This window comes from Bartonella sp. AP57NXGY (genome assembly GCF_042195805.1).
Taxonomy (GTDB): Bacteria; Pseudomonadota; Alphaproteobacteria; order Rhizobiales; family Rhizobiaceae; genus Bartonella.
Window position 1 is genome coordinate 44,496 of the sequence record NZ_JBHIOZ010000002.1, and the last position, 1,367, is coordinate 45,862.

General features: G+C 40.2%; 1 protein-coding gene. It reads right to left on the reverse strand.

What is annotated here, in order from left to right; translation table 11 throughout:
* Positions 1–1,367: MFS transporter (locus ACFIL8_RS00625; protein ID WP_375688747.1), on the reverse strand; the 1,367-nt coding region annotated here is incomplete at both ends.

Below are 1,367 nucleotides of genomic sequence, written 5' to 3' on the forward strand. Positions count from 1 at the left end.
AAATAATCTACCCATGTTGGCATATGATAAGCCTCTGTCCAATATTCAGGTCTTTCAAGATCTCGTAAAAGAACCCACTGACGCGCACCATCACGTAATCGAATATGGCGTCGACGCGTCATCACTTTGAGAAACTCTTCAAGATCATTTTCATGAATTTTATAATCGATCATTATCATAATCGGGCCACTTCTTGCTTTGAGGTCGAGTAATAATTCCGGCTCTCTAAAATGATCAAGAGGATTTAAATCTATCTGAGGAATTTCTTGAATTCTAAATTTTACCCCTGCAAGAGCACCAAAAATCAAGAATAAAGAACAAACGCTCAAAGCAATTGTTGGAGAATAACCATCAGCTAAACCTCCCCAGATTGCACTTCCAATAGCCATCCCCCCGGCAGATGCCGTTTGATAAAGAGCTAAAGAACGTGCAACAACCCAGCGTGGTGTAGAGAGTTGTACAGATGTATTAAACAATGATAAGGCCAAAACCCAACATAACCCTGCAGGAAATAAAGCAATATGGCTTATAATCAGTGAACGACTGATTCCCAATAAAAAGCAAGAAAAGGCGAAACCAATAAATGCACTTGCAATAATTGTTTCTGAACGAAAATGATGCCGTACAACTGCATTAATAATACCTGCTGTCATGGCTCCTAACCCAAAACAACCGAGCAATGTACCATAAAGAAGGGCACTTCCTCCAAGAACTTTATGCGCAACAATTGGCAAAAGTGCTAAAATAGAAGTTGCTCCTATACCAAAAAGGAACGCTCGAACCATAATACTTAAGAGATTAGGTGACATCGCAACATAACGCAAACCATCTGAGACAGCTCCTAACAGCCTTTCTCGTGGCAATGAGCTGTTTTCATAATTCGACTTCCAGAAAAACAACGCACCAATAAGAGGAATATAGCTTATAGCATTAAACAAAAAAGCAGCCGATGCCCCTAAAGTTGCAATGATGGCACCACCAATCGCAGGACCAACACTCCGCATCAAATTAAAGCCGACACTATTCAAACTAACAGCAGCAGGAATATTTTCCCTGCTCACAATATCTCCTATCGTTGCTTGCCAAGAAGGATTATAAAAAGCTGTGCCACATCCAATCAAAAACGTAAAACATAACAAAAGCCAAGGTGTTAGAAATCCCATATAGGCTAAAACAGATAAACTCATCGATATGACCATCATCATAATCTGTACACACAACATAATTTGACGCCGATTAAAATTATCAGCTAATGCCCCTGCCATCAAAGAAAACATAACAAGTGGTAATGTTGTGGCACTTTGAACTAGCCCAACCATGGAATGCGAAGAACTAATCAACGCCATTAACCACCCTGCTCCAACAGC